The 13729-nt window shown below is 66.6% G+C and carries 13 protein-coding genes and 2 pseudogenes; 2 read left to right on the forward strand and 13 right to left on the reverse strand.

Going from position 1 to position 13729, the window contains the following annotated elements:
- Together ACILR9_RS33490 and ACILR9_RS33495 are read right to left on the reverse strand one after the other, a co-directional pair.
- Window positions 1-406: Arm DNA-binding domain-containing protein (locus ACILR9_RS33490; protein WP_395714333.1), on the reverse strand; the 406-nt coding region annotated here is incomplete at its 3' end.
- Window positions 407-608: 202 nt separating this feature from the next.
- Window positions 609-1097, reverse strand: a pseudogene (locus tag ACILR9_RS33495) (alcohol dehydrogenase catalytic domain-containing protein); the annotation flags it as partial.
- A gap of 201 nt (window positions 1098-1298) precedes the next feature.
- Between ACILR9_RS33495 and ACILR9_RS33500 the strand changes: the two are divergent.
- On the forward strand, window positions 1299-1703 hold the full coding sequence (locus tag ACILR9_RS33500) for a hypothetical protein (RefSeq protein WP_395714334.1): 405 nt from the start codon (window positions 1299-1301) through the stop codon (window positions 1701-1703).
- 17 nt (window positions 1704-1720) lie between these two features.
- On the opposite strand, the gene ACILR9_RS33505 is transcribed toward ACILR9_RS33500, so the two are convergent.
- The 10 genes and pseudogenes from ACILR9_RS33505 to ACILR9_RS33550 form a co-directional block, all read right to left on the reverse strand.
- Complete coding sequence (locus tag ACILR9_RS33505; RefSeq protein WP_395714335.1) at window positions 1721-1912, reverse strand: hypothetical protein; 192 nt, start codon at window positions 1910-1912, stop codon at window positions 1721-1723.
- A 3-nt stretch (window positions 1913-1915) separates the two neighbouring features.
- On the reverse strand, window positions 1916-2413 hold the full coding sequence (locus ACILR9_RS33510; RefSeq protein ID WP_395714336.1) for a type II toxin-antitoxin system VapC family toxin: 498 nt from the start codon (window positions 2411-2413) through the stop codon (window positions 1916-1918).
- Window positions 2406-3260 (reverse strand): hypothetical protein, encoded by an 855-nt coding sequence (locus ACILR9_RS33515; protein WP_395714337.1) that lies wholly within the window; start codon window positions 3258-3260, stop codon window positions 2406-2408. The genes ACILR9_RS33510 and ACILR9_RS33515 overlap by 8 nt, the downstream gene beginning before the upstream one ends.
- A gap of 105 nt (window positions 3261-3365) precedes the next feature.
- Window positions 3366-4353 (reverse strand): annotated as a pseudogene (locus tag ACILR9_RS33520) (IS1595 family transposase).
- A gap of 49 nt (window positions 4354-4402) precedes the next feature.
- Window positions 4403-5041, reverse strand: a complete 639-nt coding sequence (locus tag ACILR9_RS33525) for a hypothetical protein (protein ID WP_395714338.1) — start codon at window positions 5039-5041, stop codon at window positions 4403-4405.
- 54 nt (window positions 5042-5095) lie between these two features.
- Window positions 5096-5560 carry a glycine/sarcosine/betaine reductase selenoprotein B family protein gene (locus ACILR9_RS33530; RefSeq protein WP_395714339.1) on the reverse strand — a complete coding sequence of 155 codons (465 nt, stop codon included), beginning with the start codon at window positions 5558-5560 and terminating at the stop codon, window positions 5096-5098.
- 94 nt (window positions 5561-5654) lie between these two features.
- Window positions 5655-6245 carry a TetR/AcrR family transcriptional regulator gene (locus tag ACILR9_RS33535; protein ID WP_395714340.1) on the reverse strand — a complete coding sequence of 197 codons (591 nt, stop codon included), beginning with the start codon at window positions 6243-6245 and terminating at the stop codon, window positions 5655-5657.
- Between the two features lie 70 nt (window positions 6246-6315).
- Window positions 6316-7224, reverse strand: a complete 909-nt coding sequence (locus ACILR9_RS33540; protein ID WP_395714341.1) for an AEC family transporter — start codon at window positions 7222-7224, stop codon at window positions 6316-6318.
- Between the two features lie 235 nt (window positions 7225-7459).
- The gene (locus ACILR9_RS33545; RefSeq protein WP_395714342.1) at window positions 7460-9526 is read right to left on the reverse strand and encodes a hydantoinase/oxoprolinase family protein; all 2067 of its coding nucleotides are present in this window, start codon (window positions 9524-9526) and stop codon (window positions 7460-7462) included.
- 14 nt (window positions 9527-9540) lie between these two features.
- Window positions 9541-11343, reverse strand: a complete 1803-nt coding sequence (locus tag ACILR9_RS33550; protein WP_395714343.1) for a hydantoinase B/oxoprolinase family protein — start codon at window positions 11341-11343, stop codon at window positions 9541-9543.
- Window positions 11344-11542: 199 nt separating this feature from the next.
- Between ACILR9_RS33550 and ACILR9_RS33555 the strand changes: the two genes are divergently transcribed.
- Complete coding sequence (locus ACILR9_RS33555; protein WP_395714344.1) at window positions 11543-12505, forward strand: tripartite tricarboxylate transporter substrate binding protein; 963 nt, start codon at window positions 11543-11545, stop codon at window positions 12503-12505.
- A 256-nt stretch (window positions 12506-12761) separates the two neighbouring features.
- On the opposite strand, the gene ACILR9_RS33560 is transcribed toward ACILR9_RS33555, so the two are convergent.
- A complete protein-coding gene (locus ACILR9_RS33560) occupies window positions 12762-13649 on the reverse strand; it encodes a LysR family transcriptional regulator (RefSeq protein WP_395714345.1) in 888 nt (295 codons plus the stop codon).
- Window positions 13650-13729: the final 80 nt, after the last annotated feature.

Genomic DNA, 13729 nt, shown 5'->3' on the forward strand with positions numbered 1-13729 from the left:
CGTTGGCCGCGCGCTCTCGCCGCCACTTGCCCTTCAGCGGCTCTTGGCCCAGCCAGTCCCTGCGCAGGAAGGACTCGCACTGGTGGCCTTGGCGCAGGCCGTTCAGTTCCGCCTTGATGAACTGCTCAGCCATCGCGCCCAGCGTCTGGTTGCGCGTCGTCTTCCTCTCGACGTTGGGGTTCTTGCCATCCGCAAGCTCAGCCAGCCGCTCGTCCGCGAGCTTGCGCGCCGCGTTGAAGTTGCGCCCGGTGAACTGGCAGAGAGTCACCGTCACCGGATGGGCCGAGGCTTCGGTGCGGGCCTGCACCACGAAGCTCTTCACACCGCTCTTCGTGATCCTGAGGCCGAAGCCCCTGGTGGTCTTGTCCCAGTAGCTCTCGCGCACCTTGTTAATGGGCGCACGCAAAGCGCGTAGCGCCTCATCGCTGAAATCAATCTTTGGCATGGTTCGTCGTCCTTTGGCATCGCTTTCAATGGTCCAGCCATCAGCCAGCCATCAAGCCAGCCAAGTATAGCTAGGCCTCATAAGGCCTTAAAGAACGATTAAATCCAGCAAAACAGGCCTTTTCAGCCCCTTTTCGTGCCTAGCAAGGCCTAGATAAGCTTAGTGACAGTGGTTTGACGAACCACGATGCGCCCTCGGCTGCCGTCGTGCCGGCCGGCAGCGGCTGGCAGTCCTGCACGCGGAGCAGGCGGTACTGGGCGTACATCGAGCCGCCGACCATCGACACGGTCTTGCCATCGAGCGCGCGCGCCTTGTCCGACGATCCCGTCTTCACCACCGTACCGGCGCCTTCGTTGCCGACCGTCATCGACTGGTCGAGGCGTGTCGCCAGGAACGGCAGGGCGGTCTGCGGCACCTTGGCCGACACCTTGACGCCGGCGCCGCTGCCGCTCGAGGTCGCGGTCCTGACGTCGGCCGGCCCGAGCAGCAGCCCGAGGTCGGACGGATTGATCGGCGTCGCATCGATGCGCACCACGACCTCCTCCGGGCCCGGCTCGGGGATCGGTACCTCGATCAGCGACAATTCGAGCTCGCCGCTCTTGCGGATCAGGGAGCGAAGTTGCAACCCGGTGGCGTTGCTTGCAGTGCTCATCTTGGCATTCCTTTTTTTCGACCGATGGTCCGGGCCGCGACCATAGCAGGTTCATTGGCGGGAGTGGCGCGCTCCCAGCGATGAGAGTTACTTGCTCGTCAGCCGCCAGCGCTCGGTTGCCGGGATCGGCGACATTTACTTTGACAAACCCAGCCCCAGGTGTTGATATGCCTCATAGCTACAGAGCCAGTGGAGGCGACCATGAGGCTAGGACTGTTTCTCGCGACTGTGATCGGGCTGGCGAGCGCTTCTCATGTCTCCAGTGCGGCAGACACGAGATGGGCTGCCGTTGGCGCGCTGGAGGACGGCGAGTCAAGGTTGTGCGGCGGCGGTTCGATCCCCTTGCCGGAATGGACCAACCCCGCCTACGGTCAGGTCGACATAAAGGGGAACACGCTCACTTTTAAGAGCACGAGCCCATTTCCGAACAATTCGTTCACCGTCGATTTGAAGGCGTTGCAGCCTGATGGTTCTGGAAAAATTGTCGGCAAAGACGACAAGAATAGAGAGTTCTACCTGACGTTCGATCCGGGCAGCGGAGCCCGCCCATTCTACCTGACCTATCGCTATAACGCTTGCCGGCGCGTCTACACGCCGACGACCTGATCGCCTCTGCTGCGAGGCTAGGCCGGCTTCCGCTTCCTGCCAGCCTTCGACTTCCGCTCCGGCGTCGGCCGGGGCTCTGGCCCATGCTCGGCCAGGCGCTTTACCGCCGCGCCTATGTCGTCCCCATCCTCTAGGCCAAGCTCCCTCGCCAGTTCGTAGAACCGTTTCGACTGGGCGGGGTCGTCCTGCTTGGGGGTGGGCTTGGTCATGGCTCAGCCCCCTTTTCCGAACAGAGGACCGTCAGCGTCTAGGTCCGGCTTACAAATCTCCAATGCCTTCCCATCGCGACGGTACACCAGTCCATTCAGCGGCAGCAGATTCGCATTGTCGTATGTGTGCAAAGCATGCAGGTTCCAGTGCGCCGCGCTGGCTAGATGAATCGCGTCGTATGGCTTCTTAAGCTCCGGGTGCTTCTGAAGGAGTGCGCGGGCAGAGGCGCCAATGATGGTATTGACTTCCACCAGTTGGATGAACTGCTGCTCTAGAACCGCAGCGATAATTTTGTTCTGTTCATCTAGAGGTCGCGGCGCCGCTGGATCGTCTTTCATCTTGTAGACCTCCGCGAAAGAGATGGCGGAGGTCCATATCTCAATCTCGTTCTTCTTGGCCGCCGCATAGATGATTTCCAACGCTCGAACCTTCCCAGCCTCGCGGTTGATCAACCCCAGCCAAGCGTTCGCATCCCAATACACGCGCCGAAGATCAGTCACGACCGCGCGACCTCCAGCGTTCAAGGTATTCCGCGGGAGTCAATCCATTGGTGAAAGTGCTGTCGGAAAACTCCGCCAAGTCGATAGATCGCGATACCGCAACGTCAATGACATCGGCGTCAGAGACACGGATCACATCGCCGCTTTTGTCGTAGTGAAGCAAGCCCTCAACGTGGACGCGCCCATGATCCCAGGTCTTTTGCCAGTTGTACTTATCTCCAACGCGAACGGCGTTCGCTTCGTCAAGGACACACATGATATCGCGGCGAGAGAGACGCTCGCGGACTCGTATGGCGGGCTTTCCGTAGAAGGTCGTTGTATCAATGACGATGCCTTCAATTGAACCACGCGCCTTGTGAGTCCAGTCGCGAACTTTCTTCTCTTCTTCAAGGGCCGCGCGTTCCAAGTTGATAAGCGCGATGCGCGCGCCCGCCGGAGCTATGAGAATCGTCGGCGCAACGCCGTCGAAAACGAGATCGGTGCGTCCGATAGCCTTAGTGTTTCGGTCAAAGAATCTACGTGCAGTGTTGTAGGCCCCATTGAGCATCCAGCGGGGGATATCGCGTCCTTCCATCGCCGCAGAGATGCCGTCCTCGACGGCCGTCATTGAACGCAACGCTTCATGCACCACCGGAACTGCCGGGTCAGCGCCAGCGCCACTGACCTCAGCGGTGATTGGCGTATTCGAAGTTATGCTCGCGAGAAGCCAAATCACGGTTTCGGCATGGTCGTCGTCCGGGTGGGACTGCACAAGCAAGTCCACAAAATCCAAGATCTGATTCAGCGCATCCCGCGCGGGAAGCAAATCGCTCTCCGCTCCGCTAGGGTGCACTACGATCTTGGGCACGATGACCTCCGCAGGGTTGGGCCGCTACGCGGCTGTAAAACTCTACGCTACTTCCAATCGTCTAGCAGCAACCGAAGAAGGCCGAATCTAGGTAGCTTGCGCTTCTTAGCCCGCGCTAGCTGCTGCATAGGTCAGGCGCTTGCCCTTGCCACCCTTGACGGTAATCGCCGTGCGCTGGGCATCGTCGATGCCGAGCTTGGCACGGTTCGAATAGCGATGATCGAATTCGACCAAGTAGCGGTGCAGGTGAGCCTCGGAAACGTGCTGATAGATGCCGAAGAGACCGCGCTTCAAGATCGAGAAGAATCCCTCGACGCTGTTCGTGGTTGTCTCGCCGCGGGCGTACTCGCCGTAGGTGTGATGGACGGTCTCGTGGGCCGAGAAGTAGCCGCCAATCGGGCTGTAGAGGTTCGACTCGTCCGTGTTCAGCTTGGACTGCTTGCGGACGTTGGCCGCGAGGATCGTGCCGACCGTCTCTGCACGAACGTTCGGGACATGGAAGGAACGGACGGCGCCGCCGCGCTCGACGAGGGAGACCACCGGAGCCTTCTCGACCGGGGGACGGCCCTTCTTCTTGCCGGCAGTCGCGCCGATGTAGGGCCTCGTCTACCTCGACGGTGACGGTCAGGCCGCCCAGCGGGGGAACGTTGCCCATGTCGGCAGGCTTCATCATCTCGCGGATACGATGGGTCAGGAACCAAGCAGTCTTGAGCGAGCAATTGAGCAGTCGGCGGATCTGGTGGGTAGAGACGCCCTTCTTGCTGCTGTTCATGAAGTAGATGGCCTGGAGCCACAGGTGGAGCGGGAGGTGCGACTCCTCGAAAATCGTCCCCTTGCGGACCGTGAACTGGCCCCGGCAGTGGTAGCACTTGTAGAGGCCGTGGCGCTCGATGCCCTCGGGGTTCGTGGCGTTGGGCTTGGTCCGGACGCCAACGAGCTTGCCGACGCGCTGGGGCTTGCTGGCGCAAATCTCGCCGGTCTTCTTGTTGGACAGCGGGCAGACCGGGCCGTTCGGCCAGAGCAGTCGCTCAATGAAAGCGAAGGCGTCGGCTTCGTTGTGGTAGTGCGGGGCGTCGAGAACTGAGCGGGCCATCGGGGTCGTCCTTGGGACGGCCTATATCCTACCTATAGATTTGGGTTTGTCAAAGTAAATGTCGCCCCGGGATCAGGGTCAGGTTGCCCAGGATCTTGTGCTGCGGGTCGGTGCTTGCGGCCAGCCTGGGCTGAAGCGCGAGCAGGGACTGGCCGAGCTTGGTCTCGCTCCACAGCCATTCCTTGCGCGATTTCGGCGATCCAGGATCAGGAAAGGCCGCCGCGGCTTCGAGGTAGTAGGCGCGGAGATCGTCGGTCGCCTCCTTGAGCGTCTGGGCGGGCGGCAGCGCCCCGTCGAGCGCCCGGGTGACCAGCGCGCCTGCCGCCTGCATGTCGAGGCCGGAGAGGCCGACCGTCGTGCGGCCGAGCCGTTCCCGCGAGCGATCGTACCAAGGGACCAGCCGATCGATCTCGGCCGCCAGCGACTCGATCGTGGCCGGCGCCAGGTTGATCGGGCAGGCCCAGCCGCTGAAGTCCGTCACCTCGGGCACATGCTCGGGATAGTCGGCGATCAGGGGCCCGTCGGTGCGGGCCAGCAGATCGAGCGCCGCCTTCACGACGCGGCGCTGGAGCGGCGGATCGTCGGGCACGCCCAGCGGGCGGCCAAGCTCGAAGGTGACCCAGAGCGCGCGCGGCGGCCGCATGGTCTCGGTGTGCTCGCGCACCAGGCTGATGCCGGTGGTCGGCATGCCCTGCCGCTCGAGAAAGTGGCCCAGCGCGCCGACGGCGCGCGTGCAGGCGGGTCAAACCGGGACGAGCAGGGCGGCATCGACGCCATCCGCCTTCAGCAGTCCCGCGAGATGCGCGGCGTGTGGCTCGGCCGCAACCGGCGGAAAGGCGCCCATGAAGGAATAGTGCAGCGACGCCATCGAGCCGACACGGCCCTCGTCGACCAGCTCGCGCAGGCGATCGATCGGGAAGGCGACATTGACGTCCTGCTGGAAGCCGGTGCGATCGAAATTCACCGAGATGTGGCTCATCACCAGCTCGTTGGCCGGTGTTTCGGCCGGGATGATGCGATAGCTGCCATCGCCCGGCCGGAACGGCCGGTCGCCGCGCTTGTGCAGTCCCGCCGTCGAGATGATGACGACGCGCCGCCGGTCGAGCGGCTTGCCGGGCAGGGCCGGCGTGTCGTCGTAAGTCGGGCATTCGATGCGCCTAAGATGCATCGCCTCGACCTCGGGCATGTCGCTGAGACGTTTGACCATGGGTGCTGCTCCTAGGCGGTGAATTGCCGTTTCAGCATGACGACGGGCTCGTCGCCGGCCAGCGCCCCCAGGGCCGGCTCGTCGAGTTGCTCGATCATCGCGCCGCTTCCAAGAGGGCGAGGGCCGGCCGGGCGACATCCTCGAGCTGTCGCCGTCCGGCGCCGGTGCGCGCCAGCACGCGGATGCCGGCGATGACGCCCAGCAGGTGCGTGGCGATCGAGTCGGCGTCGATCCTCCGGGACACCTGGCCCGCCTCGCGGGCCGCCACGAGGTTGCGGCGGAAGAAGTCACGGATCTCGTCGAGATAGCCCGACACCACGCGGCCGATCGCGGCGTCGTGCGGCGCCACGTCGAGTGCCGAGTTGATCAAAAGGCAGCCCTTGCGGTCGGGGTCTTTCAGCGAGCGTTCGACGATCTCGCCGATGAAGGCGGCGATGGCTTCCTTCGGCCGATGGCCGGCCTCCAGCCGGACGATGCGCTCGCGCATCGAGCGATTGGCGTAGCGTTCGAGCGAGCGGGCGAACAGGGCGCGCTTGTCACCATAGGCGTTGTACAGGCTGGCGCCGCCGATTCCCATCGCCTCGGCGAGATCGCGCACCGACGTCGCGTCGTAGCCGCGCATCCAGAAGCAATCGACGGCGGCGTCGATCGCGCGCTCTTCATCGAAGGCTTTGAGTCGGGCCATGGGCCGCATCCAAGCGCTATTCTGGAACGAACGCTACAAAATTATTCGCGTGTTGGTCTGCCCTGGCCGGCTACAGGAAGGAATGGATGAGCGGCAGGGTCGCGAAGGCCAGCACCGTGTCCGCCATGATCACGAAGGCCATCGTCTCCTCATCGAGCTTGAACCGGCCGGCGATTATGAAGGAGAGAAGCTGGCTCGGCATTGCGCCTTCGAGGATGGCGGCATCGCGGTAAATCCCGGTGACGCCGAGCGGCACGACCGCCAGGGCGATGACCAGTGGCGACAGCAGCAGCTTTATCGCGGCGACCGGCAGGGCAAGCCCCATCAGCCGCGTCGGCTTGAACTTCAGCGCCATGCCGAGAGACAGCATCATGATGCCAGTGACCGTGGTGGCGAGCAGCGCCGTGGTGTGCAGCACGAAGGCGGGACAGAGCAGACCCGAACCTTTCCAGGCGATAGCCGCGGCGAGCGCCCAGACCGGCGGCAGCTTGAGCGCCTCCAGCGCCGTCTTGCGGAAGGTGATCGACTCCTCGCTGCCGTGGGCGATGGCGATCATGGCGCCGATCGTGAGATTGAGCGACGACTTGGTGACCTCGTAGAGCACGGCGACCTCGGTCACCTCGGCCGCGTCGCCGATGAACGTGCCGAGCAGCACCGGCAGGCCGAAATAGGTGACGTTGCCGAACGCCGCCGCCAGGATCATCGCGCCCTTGGTCGGGCCGGGGATCGGCAGGAAGCGGAACACCAGGAATCCCACGGCCAGGCAGACGAACACGCCCGAGGCCGCGACCAGCGGGATCTCGTAGAACAGCCGGTCGATCGGCGCGCCCATGATCGAATGGAAGACGAGTGCCGGCAGGAAGACATAGAGCACCATCTGGTTCATGGCGCGCCGGTTGTCCTCCATCGACGGGATGAGCTGGCGCAGGAACACGCCCAGCAGGGCGATCAGCGCGAGGGGAAGGAAGACGCTGGTCATCGCGGTGTCGTGTTCTTCTTACTCCTCCCCGGGGTCTTCGCCGGGGAGGTGTCGCCGTCAAAGGGCGACGGAGGGGTCATTGCCCGGAGCGCGCCACTCCATGGCGTATTCTTTCTCTCGCAGCATCAAGGATGAGCGCCGCGGAGTGGCGTGCTCCCGGCAACGAGTCACGAGCCCTCCGTCGGCGAAGACGCCGACACCTCCCCAACAGGGCTGGGGAGGATTTGAGGGGCCATCACGCCTCGTTCTCGCGGACGATCAGCGAGCCCAGCGGGTGCATCTCGGCGGTCTGGCCGGGCAGCAGCAGGGTGGTGGCGTCGAGCTGGGTGACGATCGCCGGGCCTTCGAGCATCGCGCCCGCGCCGAGCCTGGCACGGGCATAGACCGGGGCGTCGATCGGCCCGTCGGGCAGCGCGATGACCTGGCGGCCCGTCATCGCCTGGCCGATCGGGCCGGCCGCCGGCAACTCGTGCAGCTTCAGCGCCGGCAGGAGGCCCAGCGCATCGACGCGCAAGGTCACCATCTCGACCGGCACCTCTTGCAGGTGGAAGCTGTAGAGCCGTTCGTGCTCGGCATGAAAGGCCTCGCGCACGGCGACGAGCGCTGCGTCGTCGACCATGGTGCCTGGCCAGCGCAGGGTGAGCTCGCTGCCCTGGTCCTCGTAGCGCAGGCTGGCGTGCCAGGAGAGGCGGCGCGCGTCTTCCGCAACGCCTTCCGCGGCAAGCCATGCCACGGCGTCGCGGTTGAGCGCTGCGAACACCGATGCGATGCGGTCGAGGTCGAAGCGGCCACCGCGCTGCACGCAGCTGCGCGAGAACTCCGCCCGCAAGCTGGAGGCCAGCAGGCCGAGGGCGGAGAGCACGCCCGGCGCCGGCGGCACGATCTGGACCGGGCAGCCGATCAGGCGCGACAGCGCGCCGCCATGCAGCGGCCCGGCGCCGCCGAACGGCACCAGCGCGAAGTCGCGTGGATCGTGGCCGCGCTCGACCGAGACGACCCGGATGGCGCCCAGCATGGTGTTGTCGACGATGTCGAGAATGCCGCGTGCCGCTTCCTCGAGGCTGAGCCCCAGCGGCACGGCAATCTTGTCGCCGATCGCCCGCTCGGCCGCAGCGCGATCGAGCGCGAAGCTGCCGTCGAGCAGGCCTTCGGGCAGATGGCCGAGCACCAGGTGCGCGTCGGTGACGGTCGGCTGGCTGCCGCCGCGGCCGTAGCACACGGGGCCGGGCAGGGCGCCGGCGCTTTGCGGCCCGACGACCAGACCGCCGGTCTCGGAGAGGCGGGCGAGCGAGCCGCCGCCGGCGCCGATCGTCGTGAGATCGACCATCGGCAAGGTGACGCGCCAATCGGCGATGCGGCCGTTGGTGGTGAGACCGGGCTGCCCGTTGCGCACCAGAGCGATGTCGGCCGACGTGCCGCCGATATCGATGGTGATCAGGTCGCCGAAGCCCGCAGCCTGGGCGACGAACGAGGCGCCGACGATGCCGGCGGCCGGCCCCGACAAGGCGGTCTCGACCGGCGTGCGCCGGATCGCCCGCGTGCTGGCGACTCCGCCGGAGCTCTTCATCAGCAGCAGAGGCGCCGAGATGCGCTGCTGCTCGGCGCGCCGCTCCAGCCTTTCGACGTAGGTCGAGACTGTCGGCATCACGTAGGCATTGAGCAGGGTGACGACGCTGCGCTCGTACTCGCGCAGCACCGGCAATACCTCCGACGACAGCGACAGCAGCACGGCGGGATGCTCTTCGCGCAGGATCTCGGCGACGCGCTGCTCATGCGCCGGGTTGGCATAGCTGTGCAGCAGCACGATGCCCACCGTGCCGATATCTTCGGCGGCGATCGCCCGCGCGGCGTCGCGGATGGCCGCGTCGTCGACCGGCTCGATCTCGCTGCCGTCCGGGCCGATCCGCCCGGAGACTTCCCAGATGTGCTCGGGCGGCACCGGCCGCGGCGGCTTCTGCCAGGTGAAGAGGTTGGAGCGGCGCGGGATGTCGTGGCGTCCGATCTCCAGCACGTAGCGAAAGCCGCGGCTCACGATCAGCGCCGCGGGCGGTCCCTTGCGCTCGAGGATCAGGTTGGTCGCGACTGTCGTGCCGTGCAGCACGCGGCCAACGCCGGCCCCAGCCACACCGGCCTCGGCCAGCGCCGCCCCGAGTCCATTGCCGAACCCCTCCGACGGGTCCTGCGGCGTCGACGGCGTCTTGGCCACGACCAGCCGGCCGGTCGCCGGGTCGTAGAGTGTCACGTCGGTAAAGGTGCCGCCGGTGTCGACGCCGATGATGGCGCCCGCGCACTCGGTGCTCATGTCGCGCATGCTGCTCATGTGAGGCTGTCGGCGTAGCCGCGGCGATGGAACAGCGCGGCCGCGGGCCGGGCGGCGCGCCGCGCGGCCGTCGCCGCGGCGTCGACGCTGCGGCCGTCGCCGCTCAGGATCACGCCGTAGTCGCGCTCGGCGCTCGAGCGGCTGACGAACCCGCCGCGCACATCGGCGAGCACGCGCTCGGGTTCGCGATCGAACGGATGGCCCCAACCGCCGCCGCCGCCGGTCTCGAGGCGGATGATGTCACCCTGGCGCAGCGGATTGCCGTCGCTCAGCGGCTTCAGCACGCGCTCGTCCGGCCGGCCGGGATTGACGACGCAGCGGCCGACGCCGGCGGATTGGCCGCCGGCCGTGCCCCACGGCGGATGATCGATGGCGTCGAGGCGGACCGACAGCACGGCCTCCTTGGCCAGAACCTCGATCTCGCGAATGACGCCGCACCCGCCGCGCCAGCGGCCCGGGCCTCCGGTGTCGGGGTTGATGGCGTAGCAGCGCATGCGCATGGGATAGGAGATGTCGACAAACTCCGCCGGGTAGTTCTCCTGCGCCACGAGGTAGACCGCGTCGTGGCCGTCGGCGAACGGCCGCGCGCCGTAGCCGCACGCGACACCGTCCGACATCAGGAAGCGCTCGTTGCCGGTCGTCGTGCCGCGGATCAGCCAGATGGCGTAGGGGCTGTGGGAGGCGGCGGCCTTGCCGTCGGAAGCCTTGTTGATGAGGCCGAGATAGCCCGACAGGTTGCGCAGCATGGTGACGCCGCGCTGGCCGAGTGCTGCGGGGAATTGCGGCGCCAGCACGGAGCCTTCGCGCAATCTCACCTCGTCGAACAGCGCCTCGGCGCCGGCATTGAGAGAGACTTCAGTGCTGCCGCCCAGCAGGTAGACGCCGACCAGCACGCCGGGTGCCTTGGGGTTGAGCACCAGGTTGATCGGGCCGCGCGTCTGGTCGTCGCTGCCGGTCTGGTCGAGCAGGAAGCGGCCGTCCTCGGTCGCGTCGAGCTGGTAGCGCAGCGTGATCGGTCCGCTGCCGTGGCCGTCGGTGTCGATCGACTCGGCGAAGCGGTAGGTGCCGGGCGGAACGAGGGCGCGCAGGCGACTACGTACCGCCGACTCGGTACGTGCCAGGAGCTCGGTGAAGGCGATGCGCAGGGGGGTGGCGCCGAAACGCTGTGCCAGTTCCTCCAACCGCTTCTCGCCGAGGCCGACGGAGGCCAGCATGGCGCGCAGGTCGCCGCGCACGAGGGCCGGGAACCGGCAGTTGCGGATGAAGACCTTGAGCAGGTCCTCCTGCACGACGCCGTCGCGTGCCAGGCGGACCGGCGGCACCATGGTGCCTTCCTGGAATATCTCGGTGCAGTCGGGCGACAGCGAGCCGGGTCGCATGCCGCCGATGTCGGCGAAATGCGCCCAGGTCTGCGAGAAGCCGATCAACCCGTCATCGGCGAACACCGGCGCGATCAGCACCTGGTCAGGCGTATGGGTCACGGCACCGTGCGACAGATAGCAGTCGTTGTACCAGTAGATGTCGCCGCGCTTCATCGTCGCGGGCGGATAGTCGGCGAAGATCGGTGTCACGAGATCGGAAGCGAAGGGTAGCGCCTTGCCGGCGATCATGCGGCCGGCCGAATCGTAGAGACCCGAGGCGTAGTCCTTCTTCTCGCGGATGAAGGGCGACATGGCGGTACGCTCGATCAGCACCTCCATCTCGGACTGGATCGCCCGCAACCCGCCGCGGATGATTTCCAGGGTCACCGGATCGAGGCCCGACTTCAGGATCGCCGCTGCACTGCGCCGTTCTGCCATGCGCCTGGCTCCTCTTTTCTTTTGCCGGCACCTTGTCGGCGCGCACGATCGGGAGTCAAGCAGCCGGCGCCTGCTTGACGATGCGGCCGGCGAATGTCGAACATGCGCCGGGGAGTTGTCGGAGCTCATCGCCGGGACCGCGCCACGGGAGTGGCGTGGTCCCGGCAATGAGCGCCATGTGTGGGAGAGGACAAATGAAATGAGCACGCTGTCTCGCCGGACCGTGGTGATCGGCGCCCTGGCGGCGCCTGCCGTGGCGCGCGCGCAGGCCGACTTTCCCAATCGATCGCTACGACTGGTGATCCCGTGGCCGCCCGGCGCATCGGCCGACGCGTTCCTGCGGGCCATGGCCGAGCAGACCGGCAAGCGGCTCGGGCAGACCGTCGTGCCGGACAACAAGCCCGGCGCCAACGGCACGCTGGGTGCGGTGACGCTGAAGGACGCCAAGCCCGACGGCTACACGCTGGCGCAGCTTCACACGGGCGTATTCCGCGCCGCGCTGATGGCCGAGAAGCCGGCCTATGACGTGATGAACGACTTCACCTACATCATCCAGCTGAGCGGCTCGGTGCACGGCATCGTCGTGCGCGCCGACAGCCCGTGGCGCAGCTTCGAGGAGTTCGTCGCCGCGGCCCGCGACAAGCCCGGCAAGCTCAACTACGGCACGTTCGGCCCGGCCTCGGTGCAGAACCTGGTGATGGTCGATATCCAGCAGCGGCTCGGCATCGAGCTGACGCATGTGCCGTACCGCGGCGGCGGCGAGCTCTATCAGGGCCTGCTCGGCAGCCAGATCGACGCCATCGCCGATGCCAGCGGCTGGATCTCCCTGGTCCAGAGCGGCCAGTTCCGCTTGCTGGTCGTGTGGGGCTCCAACCGCATGAAGCTGTTCCCCGAGGTGCGGACCCTGCGCGAGGCCGGCATCGACCTGGTGGTCAACTCGCCCTACGGCGTGGGCGGTCCGCGCGGCCTGGACCCCGCGATCGTCAAGAAGCTGCACGATGCCATGAAGGACGCGCTGTTCGACCCGGCCACCCAGGCGGTGATGGAGCGCTACAGCATGCCGACGCTCTATCTCGACACTGCCGCCTACGACGCCGCCTCGCGCGAGCAGGACAAGATCGAGCGCGAGAATCTGCGCCGGGTGAACATGCTGGCGCGCTAGAGCCGCTAAGCCGGTCGCAGCCTGCGAGGTCATAGCCGCAGGAGGAAGCGCTGGGCCGGCCGCTCGATGAAGGCTGTCGCTCGCCGCCGACAGCGCCAGCAGTGTCAGATAGAGGAGAAGAAGTCGACGGCGAACCCGCCGCGAACCAACGCCTTGTCCCAGCCTGCGGTGTGGCCGAGGACGACGACCATCGCGAAAAGGAAGCGCAAGGCGTCCGAGCTGATGGAATCGGACGATCATGCGCTCGCCGGCAAGGCTAGCGCGGGCAGAGCTTGCGGGCGATGGCGACCAGCCGTCGCAGAGGCGGCGAGGAATCCGTCGCGCGCCAGGCGAGGCCGAGCGGAGCGGCAGGGACGCTCGGCGCGAACCGCTTGAAGACCACGCCGCGCACGGACAACAGCGAGGCGCGCGATCGGGTCGTCACGGCGCAGCCGGCTCTGCGGGCGACAGCGCGCACCATCTGCTCGGTATCGGGCTCGACGCGGGCGACGTTCGGCAGCGTACCGGCGAATATGTGGGTGACCACCCAATCGTAGAAGCCTGGCCCCTGCTCGCGCGGCCAGGAGACGATGCGTTCGCCCTGGAGATCGGCCGGTGTCACGAACCTTCGGCGCACCAGCCGATGGGTCGCCGGCAGGGCAGCGGCCAGTGGGTCGCGACCAACTTCGACGAATTCGAGTTCATCGGCCTCGGCCAGCGGCAAGCGCACGAAGGCAGCATCGCGCGTGCCGTCGCGCAGCTGGTCGACGCTGCGCGCGGTCGTCACCGTGTCGACAGTCAGCCTGACCTCGGGATGGCGGCGGCGGAACTCCTCGACGATGTCGGTGGCGATGCCGACCGGGGCGGTGCGCGCGTAGTTCAGGCGCAGTTCGCCGCGCAGGGCGCGGCCGGTGGCGCGCGTCGCCTCGGCCAGCTGGGCAACCCGGCCGAGGATGTCGACGGTGCCGGCGAGCAGGGTCTGGCCGGCCGGCGTCAACTCGACCGAGCGGCTGGTGCGGTCGAACAGGCGCGTGCCGAGATGCGCCTCGAGGACGCGGATCTGCTGGCTGACCGCCGGCTGGGCGATGTGCAGGCGCTCGGCGGCGCGGCCGAAGTGCCGTTCCTCCGCGACCGCCAGGAAGGTGCGCAGCTGCCGCAGCTCCATCCGCCAACCATAAGATTGTCTTATCGATCAAGTCAAAGCCCCGCTTGGACCGCGCAGGCCGGTCGATGCTCTGATGCTCG

Source organism: Reyranella sp. (genome assembly GCF_044224635.1).
GTDB lineage: Bacteria > Pseudomonadota > Alphaproteobacteria > Reyranellales > Reyranellaceae > Reyranella.

What these genes read in the sequence shown, in the direction of transcription:
- ACILR9_RS33555 (WP_395714344.1), top strand. Translation starts at nt 11,543, where the DNA reads ATGAGCACGCTGTCTCGCCGGACCGTGGTGATCGGCGCCCTGGCGGCG.
- ACILR9_RS33560 (WP_395714345.1), bottom strand. Translation starts at nt 13,649, where the DNA reads ATGGAGCTGCGGCAGCTGCGCACCTTCCTGGCGGTCGCGGAGGAACGG.
- ACILR9_RS33530 (WP_395714339.1), bottom strand. Translation starts at nt 5,560, where the DNA reads ATGGTCAAACGTCTCAGCGACATGCCCGAGGTCGAGGCGATGCATCTT.
- ACILR9_RS33500 (WP_395714334.1), top strand. Translation starts at nt 1,299, where the DNA reads ATGAGGCTAGGACTGTTTCTCGCGACTGTGATCGGGCTGGCGAGCGCT.
- ACILR9_RS33535 (WP_395714340.1), bottom strand. Translation starts at nt 6,245, where the DNA reads ATGGCCCGACTCAAAGCCTTCGATGAAGAGCGCGCGATCGACGCCGCC.
- ACILR9_RS33525 (WP_395714338.1), bottom strand. Translation starts at nt 5,041, where the DNA reads ATGCCGACCACCGGCATCAGCCTGGTGCGCGAGCACACCGAGACCATG.
- ACILR9_RS33540 (WP_395714341.1), bottom strand. Translation starts at nt 7,224, where the DNA reads ATGACCAGCGTCTTCCTTCCCCTCGCGCTGATCGCCCTGCTGGGCGTG.
- ACILR9_RS33545 (WP_395714342.1), bottom strand. Translation starts at nt 9,526, where the DNA reads ATGAGCACCGAGTGCGCGGGCGCCATCATCGGCGTCGACACCGGCGGC.
- ACILR9_RS33550 (WP_395714343.1), bottom strand. Translation starts at nt 11,343, where the DNA reads ATGGCAGAACGGCGCAGTGCAGCGGCGATCCTGAAGTCGGGCCTCGAT.
- ACILR9_RS33505 (WP_395714335.1), bottom strand. Translation starts at nt 1,912, where the DNA reads ATGACCAAGCCCACCCCCAAGCAGGACGACCCCGCCCAGTCGAAACGG.